Source organism: Alkalibacillus haloalkaliphilus (assembly GCF_007991275.1).
GTDB classification, from domain to species: Bacteria; Bacillota; Bacilli; order Bacillales; family Alkalibacillaceae; genus Alkalibacillus; species Alkalibacillus haloalkaliphilus.
The window spans coordinates 1-14,507 of sequence record NZ_BJYA01000004.1; the positions used below are offsets into that span (position 1 = coordinate 1).

Annotated in this window: 14 protein-coding genes; 4 read left to right on the top strand and 10 right to left on the bottom strand. The window is 37.2% G+C overall.

The window, feature by feature from the left end; all coding sequences use genetic code 11:
• Nucleotides 1–155 precede the first annotated feature (155 nt).
• The 4 genes from AHA02nite_RS05340 to AHA02nite_RS05355 form a co-directional block, all read right to left on the bottom strand.
• Nucleotides 156–428: a UPF0223 family protein gene (locus tag AHA02nite_RS05340; RefSeq protein WP_146815129.1), complete on the bottom strand. Its 273-nt coding sequence runs from the start codon at nt 426–428 to the stop codon at nt 156–158.
• Nucleotides 429–440: 12 nt separating this feature from the next.
• Entirely contained in the window at nt 441–1,376 is a 936-nt protein-coding gene (locus AHA02nite_RS05345) for an NAD(P)H-dependent flavin oxidoreductase (RefSeq protein ID WP_407642726.1), read from the bottom strand.
• 161 nt (nt 1,377–1,537) lie between these two features.
• Nucleotides 1,538–1,648 carry a GapA-binding peptide SR1P gene (locus tag AHA02nite_RS05350; RefSeq protein ID WP_146815133.1) on the bottom strand — a complete coding sequence of 37 codons (111 nt, stop codon included), beginning with the start codon at nt 1,646–1,648 and terminating at the stop codon, nt 1,538–1,540.
• Between the two features lie 172 nt (nt 1,649–1,820).
• Nucleotides 1,821–2,732, bottom strand: a complete 912-nt coding sequence (locus AHA02nite_RS05355) for a polysaccharide deacetylase family protein (protein ID WP_146815135.1) — start codon at nt 2,730–2,732, stop codon at nt 1,821–1,823.
• A 180-nt stretch (nt 2,733–2,912) separates the two neighbouring features.
• On the opposite strand from AHA02nite_RS05355, the gene AHA02nite_RS05360 reads away from it, so the two are divergent.
• The gene (locus AHA02nite_RS05360) at nt 2,913–4,451 is read left to right on the top strand and encodes a glycine betaine uptake BCCT transporter (protein WP_146815137.1); all 1,539 of its coding nucleotides are present in this window, start codon (nt 2,913–2,915) and stop codon (nt 4,449–4,451) included.
• Between the two features lie 223 nt (nt 4,452–4,674).
• On the opposite strand, the gene lpdA is transcribed toward AHA02nite_RS05360, so the two are convergent.
• The 5 genes from lpdA to AHA02nite_RS05385 all read right to left on the bottom strand — a co-directional run bounded on the left by lpdA (nt 4,675) and on the right by AHA02nite_RS05385 (nt 10,578).
• Nucleotides 4,675–6,084, bottom strand: coding sequence for a dihydrolipoyl dehydrogenase (gene lpdA / locus AHA02nite_RS05365; protein WP_146815139.1), 1,410 nt, complete (start codon nt 6,082–6,084; stop codon nt 4,675–4,677).
• A gap of 5 nt (nt 6,085–6,089) precedes the next feature.
• Nucleotides 6,090–7,385, bottom strand: a complete 1,296-nt coding sequence (locus AHA02nite_RS05370) for a dihydrolipoamide acetyltransferase family protein (protein ID WP_146815141.1) — start codon at nt 7,383–7,385, stop codon at nt 6,090–6,092.
• Between the two features lie 27 nt (nt 7,386–7,412).
• The gene (locus AHA02nite_RS05375) at nt 7,413–8,390 is read right to left on the bottom strand and encodes an alpha-ketoacid dehydrogenase subunit beta (protein WP_146815144.1); all 978 of its coding nucleotides are present in this window, start codon (nt 8,388–8,390) and stop codon (nt 7,413–7,415) included.
• 3 nt (nt 8,391–8,393) lie between these two features.
• On the bottom strand, nt 8,394–9,437 hold the full coding sequence (gene pdhA / locus AHA02nite_RS05380) for a pyruvate dehydrogenase (acetyl-transferring) E1 component subunit alpha (RefSeq protein WP_146815372.1): 1,044 nt from the start codon (nt 9,435–9,437) through the stop codon (nt 8,394–8,396).
• A 484-nt stretch (nt 9,438–9,921) separates the two neighbouring features.
• Nucleotides 9,922–10,578, bottom strand: coding sequence for a YkyA family protein (locus AHA02nite_RS05385; protein WP_170235979.1), 657 nt, complete (start codon nt 10,576–10,578; stop codon nt 9,922–9,924).
• 246 nt (nt 10,579–10,824) lie between these two features.
• On the opposite strand from AHA02nite_RS05385, the gene def reads away from it, so the two are divergent.
• The 3 genes from def to rnjA all read left to right on the top strand — a co-directional run bounded on the left by def (nt 10,825) and on the right by rnjA (nt 13,663).
• Complete coding sequence (gene def, locus AHA02nite_RS05390; RefSeq protein WP_146815148.1) at nt 10,825–11,382, top strand: peptide deformylase; 558 nt, start codon at nt 10,825–10,827, stop codon at nt 11,380–11,382.
• 399 nt (nt 11,383–11,781) lie between these two features.
• The gene (locus AHA02nite_RS05395; RefSeq protein ID WP_146815150.1) at nt 11,782–11,991 is read left to right on the top strand and encodes a DNA-dependent RNA polymerase subunit epsilon; all 210 of its coding nucleotides are present in this window, start codon (nt 11,782–11,784) and stop codon (nt 11,989–11,991) included.
• 4 nt (nt 11,992–11,995) lie between these two features.
• Nucleotides 11,996–13,663: a ribonuclease J1 gene (rnjA, locus tag AHA02nite_RS05400; RefSeq protein WP_146815152.1), complete on the top strand. Its 1,668-nt coding sequence runs from the start codon at nt 11,996–11,998 to the stop codon at nt 13,661–13,663.
• A gap of 77 nt (nt 13,664–13,740) precedes the next feature.
• Here rnjA and AHA02nite_RS05405 read toward each other — a convergent pair whose 3' ends face one another.
• Nucleotides 13,741–14,409, bottom strand: a complete 669-nt coding sequence (locus tag AHA02nite_RS05405) for a potassium channel family protein (RefSeq protein ID WP_146815154.1) — start codon at nt 14,407–14,409, stop codon at nt 13,741–13,743.
• Nucleotides 14,410–14,507 lie beyond the last annotated feature (98 nt).

Genomic DNA, 14,507 nt, shown 5'->3' on the forward strand with positions numbered 1-14,507 from the left:
GGCCTCAGTGCGTAGCACGAGGAGGCTCACCAGCCGCCCACGGAAAGCGAAGCATTTTGATGGAGCGGGACTAGAAGCTAAACCCGAACGAATTCAAAATGTGATATCGTTCGGGTTTTCTGTATTAACAATTAATTCTGTCCCAGACTCCTTTTTTATTTCATCGTTACATTTTCACTCTGTTCAGCTTCTTGTGCTTTTTTGACAACTTTATAAGGTATATAGCCAGAATGTTTTTCAAACTCTTTAAACATTGTTTTTTCCTCATCTTTAGCAGGCACAATATTTTTGAATTTTTTATAATACTCTAATACTTTCTCTTTTTCTACTTCACCTTCGTATGCTTCTTCTACTGTATTGAAAAATTGCACGATATCCATCACTTGCTCTGTCGACCAATCTGGATCAATTGGATAATGATAATTCATTTGATCACCTCTCTAGCTGTTATTCCACTTTGCTTGTACTTTATTAACTTCATCGTCAATTTGAGTGAAGAACTGTTGTACAGTAGGAACTTCTTGAATTCTCATAGCAACTTGGCCTGCCCAACCAAACCCTTCTGACTCGACTCCGTCATAAATATAACGTTTATTAGCATTCCCACTAATATAATCTTTCAATCCTTCATAACCCACTTCTTGTTCTTCTAGTTGTAATATTTGATCAGTCCAGTCGTTTTTGATCGCCCGAGCTGGTTGCCCTAGTGATTTTTTGATTAAGACGGTAGATTGCTCATCAGCTTTTAATAATGCTTGTTTGTAATGTTCATGAGCATGGACACATTCTTTCGTTGCGATAAATCGCGTCCCCATTTCTATACCTTCTGCCCCTAAAGCTAAAGCTGCCATTAAACCACGTCCATCACTGATACCTCCTGATGCTATAACAGGTATATCAACCGCATCAACTACTTCAGGTGTTAAAACAAAAGTACCTATATCATCACGACCTAAATGACCACCACCTTCATGGCCAACAACCATGACAGCATCAGCACCGAGCTCAGCAGCTTTAATTGCTTGTCGCTTAGCTGCTACCAATACTAATGTTTTAATACCTGTGCCCTTCACTTGGTCTAAAACTGGCTTAGGATTACCACCAGTAATTGATATAGCAGGGACTTTTTCTTCTATAGCGATGTTAACTCTCTTTTCAAAAGAGCTATAACCTTGACCAATTGCGAAATTAACGCCATAAGGTCGGTCAGTCATTTGTTTTACTTTATGTATTTCTTCTCTTAATGCTTCATCACTTGGTAAACTCATTGCCGTAATTTGACCGAGTCCACCCGCATTTGAGACAGCAGCAGCCAAGTCAGCATAAGCTAAATGGGCCAAACCACCTTGTATGATAGGCCAATCAATACTTAACATGTCTGTCACTTTAGTACGTATTGCCACCAATTACCACTCCCTTGCTACGTAGTATAGCATTTTTTAATTAGCCATACCAATAAAGTAAAAAAGAAAAAGGTACATGGTAAACATGCACCTTAATACTTATTACATATTGCTGTAAGCGTTTGCAATGTTATTTATTTGTTATCCTTTTTACAAGTACAATGACTACTATATAAAACCGTTACCTTTTCATAATCAAAATGATCAATCACACGCTGGCAGCTTGAACAAACAATTGTACCCATTCAAATTCCCCTTTCAGACAGTGATATAATAATTAAGTTATTAATAGTATATTATGTCATACTAATTATTGCAATAGGTTACATAAATTAATTATTTGTATCATACTAATTTACTTAGTATCATATAGTAGTACATTATAAACATAAAAAAAAGAGCGGAATGTTCCGCTCTTTAATCGTCTGAAGGTGTTAAAATTAAATCTGGATCTAACATACCGTATCCTTGATCACGTAGGCCTTCAACAATTTCCTCTAACGCTTCATTTGTCCATTCACGATCATGCATTAACAAGTTTGCACCATCTCTTAATAATGAGTGAGGAACATCGACCTCTGGTGCTTTACCTGTAATCATTGCCTCTGCAAGTTTTTCCGCTTCCATATAAGGCTCAAAATAATCGTAGCCATACGTCCAATTCATTAAGAGCATACCTTCATCTTCAACTAAATTTCGTGCAAAATCAGTATTAGCCCCATGTGGTGCTCTAAAGAACTTAGGCTTTTCTCCCGTAATCTCTTCAATCAGTTCACTTAGGCTAATAATCTCTTCACGTTGCTCTTCTTCTGAGATGTTTTGTAAGTTTTGATGACTATAAGTGTGATTTCCAATCGCAAAACCCATCTCATGAATTTGTCTTACGATCTCTTGATCTTCTTCACTTTCCATGAAAATACCGTTAACGAAAAAGATTGCTGGAGCATCCAGTGCTTTTAATGTTTCTGCCATTTCTAAAGCTTGACCATCTGGCGCGTCATCAATCGTTAGTAAGACGACACTAGGGTTAGCATCATCTATTGGGGAAAAAGCCCAACTGTCTGACATTTCATATTGAGGCTTTTGGTCTTCTTCAACCTCTTCTACTTCCTCTTCTAATTCTTCATCCTTTTCTTCTTCTTGTTCTTGTTCTTCATGGTCTTCTTCAGACTCTTCTTCTCTTACTTCTTCTTGTCCATTTTCTTTATCTTCATCTTTTTCTTCAACAGGTTCATCATCTTGTTCGTCTGGTGTTTGTTCTGCTTCATCACTACATGCTGCTAACACCATAAACATTCCGAGTAATACGATCAAAATAAGTTTTCTCATGTCTGGTCCCCCTCTGTATGTATAAATCCATTATATAACACTACATTAGGAAATAAATATAACTTTTGTCGAATTTAATCAAAAAAAATTTCCATGAATTTAAAGTCAAGCATGGATAAAACTAAAAGCAAATTAGTATGACTTGCGTGCATCTTAAGATGAACAGAAAGGTTGATCATAATGAGAGAATCGGTAACTAAAGTTTTTTATATATCACTTGCTATTGCTATTTTATTTATTGTTTGGGGTGTTGTACCTGAAGAGACGTGGCCGAATTGGAATTTAAACGAAGTAACAGGTAATATTCAAGGTTTTTTAGTTTCAAAGTTTGGGTGGTTTTACTTACTATCCGCTACTTCTTTTCTTATATTTGCAGCATTTTTAGTCGTATCAAAATACGGGAATATCGTTTTAGGTAAAGACGGAGATGAGCCTGAATATAATTACTTAACTTGGTTCGGAATGCTTTTCAGTGCTGGTATGGGGATTGGCTTAGTGTTCTGGGGGGCTGCAGAACCTATTTCACACTTTAATGCTCCTCCGTATGATGTGGAAGGACAAAGTGAGGCTGGACGTGTTGCGATGCGTTATAGCTTCTTCCACTGGGGATTACATCCATGGGGCATATATGCAATTTTAGCTCTTGCTTTAGCTTATTTCCAATTTAGAAAAGACTATCCTGGCCTAATTAGTAGTACTTTAAAACCATTATTTGGAGATAAGATGGACAACACTTACGGTACTGTTGTTAATACTATTGCTGTTTTTGCAACAATCTTCGGTGTCGCTACATCTTTAGGTTTAGGAGCGCAACAAATAAGTAGTGGTTTAGGTTTTGTTAACGAAAACCTTGAAAATACTGTTAACCTCCAATTAATCATCATAGCCGTAGTTACCGTATTATTTATGCTTTCAGCTTTAACTGGATTGAACCGAGGAATTAAATATTTAAGTACAACAAATATTATATTAATGTTTGTTTTATTTGCTTTCATGCTCTTTGCCGGACCAACAAACTTTATTATGAACTATTTCACAACAACACTAGGAAGTTATGTACAAAACCTACCTTCTATGAGCTTTAGAACAACACCATTTAGTCCTGAGAACACTGAATGGTTAGAAGGATGGACTATTTTCTATTGGGCTTGGTGGATTGCTTGGGCACCATTTGTTGGTATGTTCATCGCTCGAGTATCTAGAGGGCGTACAGTTCGAGAGTTTGTTATTGGGGTATTGCTAGTTCCGACAATCTTTGGTGCGTTATGGTTTTCAGCCTTTGGTGGTTCAGCGATCTCATTAGAATACCACCATGACATGAACATTCAATCTGTAGTTGAAGAAGTTGGAGAAGAAGGAGCGTTATTTACTGTTTTAGAAAATTATCCTTTTTCACTAATTACTACACTTTTAACAATCTTATTAATTAGTACATTCTTTATTACATCTGCTGACTCTGCAACATTTGTATTAGGAATGCAAACAACAGGTGGAAGTCTCAATCCGAACTTACGAGTTAAGTTATCTTGGGGTGTGGTGCAGTCAGCAACAGCCGCTGTGTTATTATGGCAAGGTGGATTAGGTGCATTACAAACAGCGTCGATTATTGCCGCATTTCCATTTGCCTTCGTGCTCATATTGATTATCTTCTCACTCGTAAAAGCATTTAGGGAAGAAGCACGTAATTATCCGTTGAGAAGGAAAAAGCGTGAGGAATAGCGTAAAATGTACAGGCTGTCCTCGGTTGTGGCAGCCTGTTTAGAAAAAGTATTTCAGGGATTTTTATCAGCGCTCATGATTTTTTATCGGCGCTCGCTGAAATTTATCAGCGCTCATAGAGATTTATCGGCGCTCATGGACCTTTATCAGCGTTCAAACTACCACTAACACACAAAACAACTAAAAACCCCCCTTGGCACAAGGCCAAGGGGGTTTTTGATCATTATTTTGCGATGTGGATTGGCATACCAATTGCAACTTCAGCTGCTTCCATCACTGTTTCACCTAATGTTGGATGAGCGTGGATGGTAAGAGCTAAGTCTTCAGCTGTCATACCAGCTTCAACTGCTAAACCTAATTCTGCAATTAAGTCACTTGCATTTGGTCCTACTACTTGAGCACCGATTACTAAACCGTCAGATTTACGTGTCACAAGCTTCACGAAACCATCTGAATCATTTAGTGATAGGGCACGGCCGTTTGCACCGAATGGGAATTTAGAAGCTTCTGCTTCAAATCCTGCTTCTTTCGCACTATCTTCAGTATGTCCAACGCTAGCTAATTCAGGGTCACTGAATACAACTGCTGGAATACCTAAGTAGTCGATTTCTGATTTTTCACCGCTAATAGCTTCAGCAGCAATTTTACCTTCATAAGAAGCTTTGTGTGCAAGTGGTGGTCCTTCAACGATATCACCAATTGCATAAACGTTGTCTAAGTTTGTACGACACTGCTTGTCGATTTTGATTAGACCTTGATCATCTAATTCAACGCCGATTTCTTCTAAACCAATTTCATCAGTGTTAGGGCGACGTCCAACTGTAACTAGTAGGTAATCCGCTTCTACAGTTTTCTCTTCACCTTTAAGCTCATATGTTACTTTAACACCGCTATCTGTCTCTTCAACACCTTGTGCCATTGCGTTTGTTACAACGTCAACACCTTTTTTCTTCAGGCGCTTTTTCACAAGTTGAGTCATTTGCTTTTCAAAGCCACCCAGAATGTCTTTTTCACCTTCTAGGATCGTTACTTCTGTACCAAAGCTAGCATATGCTCCACCAAGCTCTGTACCGATATAACCGCCACCGATTACAACCATTTTCTCTGGAATTTCATCAAGTTCTAAAGCACCTGTTGAATCTAGAACGCGATCAGAGTAAGGGAATGGCTTTAATTCGACTGGACGAGAGCCAGTTGCTACGATTACGTCTTTGAACTTGTAAGTTTGAGACTGTTTATCGTCCATAATTTTAGCTGTGTTTTTGTCTACGAAGTAAACTTCACCTTTTACGATGTCTACTTTGTTCGCTTTTAATAGGCCTTCAACACCGCCAGTTAGTTTATCTACAACTTGACCTTTCCACTCTTGCACTTTTGAAAAGTCAACTGATACGTTTTCTGCAACGATACCCATATCATCTGAGCCACTCGCATGTTCATAACGGTGACCTGCAGAGATTAGTGCCTTAGAAGGAACACAACCTACGTTTAAGCAAACGCCTCCTAAGTTACCTTTATCAACGATTGTTACGCTTTGCCCCATTTGTGCAGCACGAATCGCTGCAACATATCCGCCAGGGCCAGCTCCTACTACGAGTGTGTCTACCTCTACCGGGAAATCTCCTACTACCATAAAATCTACGCCTCCATCATAATTAATTGTGGATCATGTAATAAACGTTTTACATGGTTCATAGCATGCTGTGCTGTTGCACCATCAATGATACGATGGTCGAAGCTTAATGAAATAGCTAATACTGGAGCAGCTACAACTTCTCCATCACGCACAACTGGTTCTTCACTAATACGACCGATTCCTAAAATCGCTACTTCAGGATGGTTAATAACTGGTGTGAACCATTTACCTCCAGCTGAACCAATATTGGTGATTGAACTTGATGCACCTTTCATTTCTTCTGAAGATAGTTTACCATCACGAGCTTTAGTTGCCAAATCGTTCACTTCACTTGAAATTTGGAACACTGATTTACGATCAGCATCTTTGACGACTGGTACTAATAAACCTTTATCTGTATCAGCAGCAATACCAATGTTGTAGTAATGCTTCTGAATTAACTCTTCAGTATCATCATCAAATGATGTGTTTAATACTGGGTACTTCTTCAGAGTTGATACTAGTGCTTTAACAACATAAGGTAAGTAAGTTAGTTTAATGTCTTGCTCAGCAGCAATTTCTTTAAACTTCTTACGGTGATTAACAAGTTCTGTTACATCAATTTCATCCATTAATGTTACGTGTGGCGCTGTCTGCTTAGAATTAACCATTGCTTTAGCGATTGCTTTACGGATCCCGCTAATCTTTTCACGCGTTTCTGGATATTGACCTTCTAATACAGGCTCTTGTTTTGTTTCACTCGCTGCCTCAGCTGTTTGTTCTCCAGCTTGCTCTTCAGTCGGAGCTTCTGCTTTTTGATCTCCGCTTAAGAATGTATCGACATCTTCTTTTAAGATACGACCATTTTTACCTGAACCTGATACTTGACGAATATCTACTTCATTTTCACGAGCATATTTACGAACAGATGGCATTGCAATAACACGTTGATCTTCATCTACGTCTGATTCATTGCCACCGACTTTTTCATCCGAGTCCGTTTTAGCCTCTTGTTTTTCTTCTTTTGGTTCTTCTTTAGGCTCTTCTTCTTCAGCATCATCAGAACCTTCATCTTCATAACCTTCCGCGTCGATCTTTACAATTGTATCGCCTACAGTCGCAACTTCACCTTCATCTACTAGTACATCACTAACTGTACCTTCAACTGGTGAAGGAATTTCAACAACTGCTTTGTCGTTTTGAACTTCACACAATACATCGTCTTCTTGAATTTCATCACCAGGTTTAACAAACCATTTGGCAATTTCACCTTCATGTATACCTTCACCGATATCCGGTAGCTTAAATTCAAAGGCCACGATTATACCCTCCTATTCTAATTATCATTAAAAGTTAATCGATTGTTTCGCTTTCTCAACAATATCTTTATGATTTGGTAACCATACTTCTTCTGCTTCTGAGAATGGATACACTGTATCAGGTGCCGTTACACGAAGAACTGGTGCTTCTAGGTGTAAAATAGAACGCTCTTGAATCTCTGAAACAATGCTAGCTGCAATACCTGCTTGCTTTTGAGCTTCTTGAATAACGACAGCACGATTTGTTTTCTCTACTGATTCAATAATAGTATCGATATCAACTGGAGCTACTGTACGTAGGTCAATAACTTCTGCCTCAATACCTTCTTCTTTTAATTCATCAGCTGCTTTTAATGCTGCATGTACCATCGCGCCGTAAGCAACGAATGTAATGTCGTTACCTTCACGCTTAACGTTCGCTTTCCCTAAGTCGATTGTGTACTCTTCTTCAGGTACTTCTTCACGGAATGAACGATAAAGCTTCATATGTTCTAAGAAAATAACTGGATCATTATCACGAATAGACTGAATTAATAAACCTTTTGCATCGTAAGGGTTTGATGGAATAACTACTTTAAGTCCTGGTTGTTGTGCCATTAAACCTTCTAAACTATCTGCGTGCAATTCAGGTGTGTGTACACCACCACCAAAAGGTGAACGGATTGTCATTGGTGCATTCCAACGACCGCCAGAACGATAACGCATACGAGCAGCTTGACCACTTACTGCATCCATTGCTTCAAACACGAAGCCGAAGAATTGAATTTCAGGAACAGGACGCAAATTTTGAGTTGACATACCAACTGCTAGTCCGATAATACCTGACTCAGCTAATGGCGTGTCAAATACGCGCTCTTCTCCGAATTCTTCTTGTAAACCTTCAGTTGCACGGAATACACCGCCGTTTTGGCCGACGTCTTCACCGAACACAAGGACGTTTTCGTCATTTTTTAATTCCGTGTGAAGGGCATTAGTAATTGCTTGAATCATCGTCATTTGTGCCATGGTTTACTTCGACTCCTTTTCTTTATATTCTTCCATCTGCTCTTCTAAATTTTGTGGAAGTTCGTCGTACATAATTGATATTAAGTCTGTAACTTTTTGCTTATCTTGCTTGTCAGCTTTCTTGATTGCTTCTTTAATTTCTTCTTTAGCTGTCTCTACAATTTCGTTTTCTTTCTCTTCTGACCATAGATCTTTTCCTTCTAGGTACTTACGGAAACGCACAAGTGGGTCACGCTTCTCCCATTTGTCATCCATATCATCTGTACGGTAACGAGTTGGGTCATCACCAGCCATTGTGTGTGGACCGTAACGATAAGTCATTGTTTCTATTAACGTTGGACCTTCACCATTAACAGCACGGTCACGCGCTTCTTTAACCACTTTGTACACTGCTAGAACGTCCATACCATCAACTAAATATCCAGGTACACCAGCTGCAGCTGCTTTTTGTGCAATTGTCTCAGCTGCTGATTGCTTTTCAACTGGAACTGAAATAGCAAACTGGTTATTTTGTACAACAAAAATTGCTGGAGCTTTATATGCACCTGCAAAGTTAACTCCTTCATAGAAGTCACCTTGTGAGGCACCGCCATCACCAGTGTACGTTAATGCCACGTTCTTTTTACCATTATGTTTAAACCCATAAGCAACACCAGCTGCTTGAGTAATTTGCGCACCAATAATGATTTGTGGGCTTACTGCATTAACATCTTCAGGCATTTGGTTTCCGTGGTAATGACCACGAGAGAATAAAAATGCTTGATAAAGTGGTAAACCATGGAAAATCAATTGAGGAACATCACGATAAGCTGGTAGTAAGAAGTCCTCTTTCTCCATAGCAAAATGACTTCCTAATTGTGATGCCTCCTGTCCAGCTGTTGGAGCATAGAAACCTAAACGACCTTGACGATTTAACGCAATCGAACGTTGGTCTAACACACGTGTATAAACCATACGGCGCATTAATTCGACTAGATCATCATCAGATAAATCAGGTACGTTGTCTTCGTCAACAATTTGACCATCTTCATCTAAAATTTGAATCATTTCAAACTTTTCTTCGATACCTTCAAGTGGATTTTTAAAACTCACTCTAGTCACCTCTTCCTTCCTTTTAAAAAAATTTGACTTACTATAAGTTTGCCAATTCTTAGAGTACTAATCCTACCTTTTATATATGTACCCATTATTAATTAGCCTTAATCAAAATTAGCTGTTACATTGATCAATGCAAAGTGATTAGTACAATATTCACCTATAAAGTAGTTTATCTTAAAGCTACTTCTTTAGTCAAACACTTTTATTTCAAAGGGATTTGCTAGTATTTTTATCAAATTCTATTAAAACAATATATTAATCTGTTATATTATATAAGCTCTTCTGTAATATAACAGATTACCTTAAAGTTAAAATATATTTCTGTTTCCTAATTCCTATATAAAAGCGCATTCACATAAGTTCTATTAAATTAAAATAACATAAAAAAAGTGCATACTCTTTTAAAGTATGCACTGTATTACAACACCTATTGTTACTCAACAAACTCCACTTCTAATTCAACCGCATCATAAAAGTCGCGTTTCATATCGTTAAACTCACTCGTACGTTGATTAAATGCCTCTTGTGCTTCTGTAATTTCATCATAACTATTATTAACAAGGTCAACTTGTTCATCTAATGTTTCACTTTCTAGCTCTTCATCTAATAACATCTCGTAAAGCTCTTGGTCATAATCTAACGACTGCATATAAGCGTCATACAGACTTACGAAAGCTTCATAACGTTCATCCATCTTTTCAACCATTTCATTTGCTGCAGGTTGAGCCTCTTCATCTAAATCTTCTACGTACTGTTCAACTTGGTCGAACTCTTCTTTAGCAGCATCAATACTGTCCATTTCCTGTTCCATTAGTTGACGGCGTTCCTCTAATAATTCTAACGCTTCATTTACAGTACCTTCTATTTCATCTAACTCATCCATATTAACTTCGATCATTTCATTATACAGTTCATGTTCTTGTTGCTCGATTTCCACTAGCTCGCTTTGTGCTTCATGGAATTCTTCTTCTAGTTCAACTGATGTTTCAAGGTGGTCATAAATATTTTCCGCTGCTTGATTTCCACCATTACATGCAGCTAGAACGATTAAACTTAATGCTAGAATGGCTGTTAATAATATCTTTTTCATCGACTGATCCCTCTTTCTTAACCTCGTCTCTTTATTCCGATACCTATTATACATCTTAGCTAAACAAAAAATGAAGTATACTTTACATTTTTTGTTCATTTTGTATAATAGGCACATTCTAAAAAACAGTATACCATATTTTATAGAACAAAAATATTACGGATTAATTATGATTTAAAAAAAATTGTGATAAAATGACCATAGCTAACTAAGGTATATACATAAGTTGAGAAAGGGATGAAATAAATGATTACGATGGACGATATCGTACGTGAAGGGCATGAAGTTTTAAGACAGAGAGCTAAAGAAGTTGAACTTCCCCCTACTAATGAAGACAAACACACATTAGATGAGATGTTACAATACGTAAAAAACAGTCAAGACGAACAAATAGCAGAAAAATATGGCCTAAGACCTGGTATTGGTCTTGCCGCACCACAAATAGGACTTACAAAACGTATGATTGCTGTTCATTTCACTGATTTTAATAACCGTGAATTTAGTTATGGTTTATTTAATCCTAAAATTATGAGTCATTCGGTTGAGCGAACTTATTTACCAAACGGAGAAGGTTGTTTAAGCGTTGATCGTGATGTACCAGGAATTGTACCACGCTATGCACGTATTACAGTAAAAGCTACTACTTTAGAAGGTGAAGAAGTTAAACTAAGACTTAAAGGATACGCAGCAATCGTATTCCAGCATGAAATCGATCATTTAAACGGGGTTATGTTTTACGATCACATTAATCAAGAGGACCCTTTAACTCCTCCAGCTGATGCCGTATCAGCAGAAGAATTATAAATTTTTAATCCGTCTTTTTTAAAGTGCTGAATTTATATTTCAGCACTTTTTTATATTTATCATTTTAATTATAGTCCTTAACAGTATATAATAAAGGTAAGAAGTGGATAATAAACAAAAGAATACACACTATACATTACAGTCTTTATGTAGAAACGTCCTCTATATCATACTGAAAGGAGATGTATGATATAATGTTAAAACGTTTACGTGAAAAGATTAAAAACCGCCTAAAAAGATTATTAAGATCAAAACAAGGCTTAAATACTATTGATATTAATAAAGATTAACTAGTTTAACTAACATATTTAACATTGTTTTATAATGCAAAATTGCATTTTATATAGCTATACGGATAGGAATACACGTTCTAAAACATCAAAGTAAGGAGAGTAATTAATGATTTTTAAAGTATTATATCAAGAAGACATTTCAGAATCACCTGTACGTGAAGAAACAAAATCAATGTACATTGAAGCTGAAAGCAAACGTGAAGTCCGTAAAAAGCTAGCAGACCGTAATTACAATATCGAACATGTCCAAGAGCTAAGTGAGGAACATCTAGCTTACGAACAACAATCCGAAAACTATAAAGTGGAGAATTTGTAACGAAATGAAGTTTGTTAAAAACGATCAAGTTGCAATTTTTGCTTTAGGTGGTCTTGGTGAGATCGGTAAAAATACGTATGGTATTCAATTCCAAGATGAAATTATCTTAATTGATGCTGGTATTAAATTCCCTGAAGACGAATTGTTAGGAATTGATTATGTCATCCCTGACTATACGTACTTAATCCAAAACCAAGATAAAATTAAAGGGTTGTTTATTACACACGGACACGAAGACCACATTGGTGGGATTCCATATTTACTAAGAGAAATGAATATTCCAATTTACGGTGGAAAGCTAGCAATCGGATTACTTAGAAACAAGTTAGAAGAACACGGATTATTACGTAGCGCTAACTTAAATGAAATTCAAGAAGACGATGTCATTAAATTCCGCAAAACGTCAGTCACATTTTTCCGAGTGACACACAGTATTCCTGATGCGTTCGGAATCGTCGTCAAAACACCACCTGGTAACATCGTTCATACAGGAGACTTTAAGTTTGACTTTACTCCAGTTGGTGAACCAGCCAATTTATCAAAAATGGCTGAAATCGGTTCTGAGGGTGTACTTTGCTTACTATCTGATAGTACTAATAGTGAAATCCCTGGATTCACACTATCAGAAAGTGTTGTCGGTAAGAGTATTCAAGAAATATTCGACAACGTTGAAGGCCGAATAATTTTCGCTACATTCGCATCAAACATTTACCGCCTACAACAAGTTGTCCAATCAGCAATCCAAAATGGACGTAAAATTGTTGTATTTGGGCGCAGTATGGAGAATGCGATTAAGATCGGTCAAAAACTGGGCTACATTCAAGCACCTAAAGACACATTTATTGAACCGAACCAAATAAATAAAGTACCTAGTGATGAACTAGTTATTTTATGTACTGGTTCACAAGGTGAAACATTGGCTGCATTATCAAGAATTGCAAACGGTACACACCGTCATATACAAATTCAACCAGATGATACAGTGGTCTTTTCTTCTTCACCAATCCCTGGCAACACGATTAGCATTAATCGTAATATTAATAAGCTATATCGTGCTGGAGCGAATGTTATTCACGGATCATTAAATGACATTCACACGTCAGGACACGGTGGACAAGAAGAACAGAAACTAATGCTACGCCTAATGAAACCGAAATACTTTATGCCAATTCACGGTGAATACCGCATGTTATCAGAACATATTAATTTAGCTGAAGACACTGGTGTACCAAGTAAAAACAGCTTTGTTATGGATAATGGTGACGTGTTAGCTATTGGCAAAAATAAAGTCGGTGTAGCAGGAAAGATTCCATCCGGCTCTGTCTATGTAGACGGTAGTGGAATCGGAGATATCGGTAACATTGTCTTAAGAGATAGAAGAATTCTATCTGAAGAAGGTTTAGTTATTGTCGTTGTCAGTATTGACATGAAAGAATTTAAGATTGCTTCTGGACCTGACATTATCTCAAGAGGTTTTGTCTATATGAGAGAATCTGAAGACTTGATTAAAGATGCTCAAGGTTTAGTTGCGAACCATTTAGAAAAAGTAATGGAACGTAAGACAACGCAATGGTCTGAGATTAAAAATGAAATTACCGATACGATCCAACCATTCTTATATGACAAAACGAAACGTAGACCAATGATTTTACCAATTATTATGGAAGTATAATTGAACAATTCCTATCCAAATAGCCGAAAAAAATTACCCCATAGCAATCGCTATGGGGTTTATTATTATTATTTTGTTTAATCTTCAATAACCAACGCTTTCTCAAAGCGGTGAATGTCTTTATCAGAGCCAATGACTATGATAATATCTCCTTTTTCAATCACATCATCTGCCATTGGTGATACGTTAATGTCTTTGCCACGCTTAATCGCTACAACGTTACAACCAAAACGCGCACGGATATCTAAATCGATTATTGTTTCACCGTCCATTCGATCTCCCGCTTTTACTTCTACAACACTATGTTCATCTGATAGCTCTAAGTAATCTAAAATATTACTTGAAATAATACTATGTGCAATTCTTCTACCCATATCACGCTCTGGGTGTACAATTTCATCTGCACCAATTTTTTCTAACACTTTTTCATGATAATCGTTTTGTGCTTTCACTGTTATTGTTGAAATACCTAATTCCTTCACTATTAATGTAGTCAGAATACTCGCATGAACATTATCACCGATTGCAACAATAACGTGGTCAATATTTCTAAAACCTAAATCTCTTAAGGCAATTTCATCTGTTGAATCCGCAATGACAGCATGAGAGGCAACTTCTTTAAATTCATTAACCTTCTCTTCATCATTGTCGATCGCTAATACTTCCATTCCTTCACGACTTAATTCTTTACATATACTTCCGCCAAAACGGCCAAGTCCGATAACTGCATATAAGCGCTTTCCCATCTGCCTTCCTCCTAAACTACACAATCTTCAAGTAGTCTATCATATTATAACGCATTTGTAACAAATAATGGTGAAAATATAGGCAAAGTTAGGCAATT